The sequence below is a fragment of the Nostoc sp. UIC 10607 genome (assembly GCF_047228265.1).
Classification (GTDB): Bacteria; Cyanobacteriota; Cyanobacteriia; order Cyanobacteriales; family Nostocaceae; genus Nostoc; species Nostoc foliaceum_A.
In genome coordinates this window covers 1-303 of record NZ_JBIQNW010000287.1, presented here as the reverse complement: position 1 = coordinate 303, position 303 = coordinate 1, and the positions used below count along the sequence as shown (strand labels likewise).

General features: G+C 48.8%; 1 protein-coding gene. It reads left to right on the top strand.

The window, feature by feature from the left end; genetic code table 11:
* Positions 1 to 303, top strand: a 303-nt coding sequence (locus ACEYW6_RS36800) for a WD40 repeat domain-containing protein (RefSeq protein WP_412983693.1), incomplete at both ends; no start/stop codon positions are given.

The window sequence follows — 303 nt, the reverse complement described above, 5'->3', positions numbered from 1 at the left end:
CTGCTTCAAATGACAAGACACTCAAACTCTGGAATCTGGAAACTGGGGAGGATGAGCGGACTTTTAATGGTCATAGCTACCCGGTAAATGCAGTAGCCCTTACCCCTGATGGCAAGCGGGTAATTTCTGCTTCATTTGACAAGACACTCAAACTCTGGAATCTGGAAACCGGGGAGGATGAGCGGACTTTTAATGGTCATAGCTACCCGGTAAATGCAGTAGCCCCCACCCCTGATGGCAAGCGGGTGATTTCTGCTTCAAATGACAAGACACTCAAACTCTGGAATCTGGAAACTGGGGAGG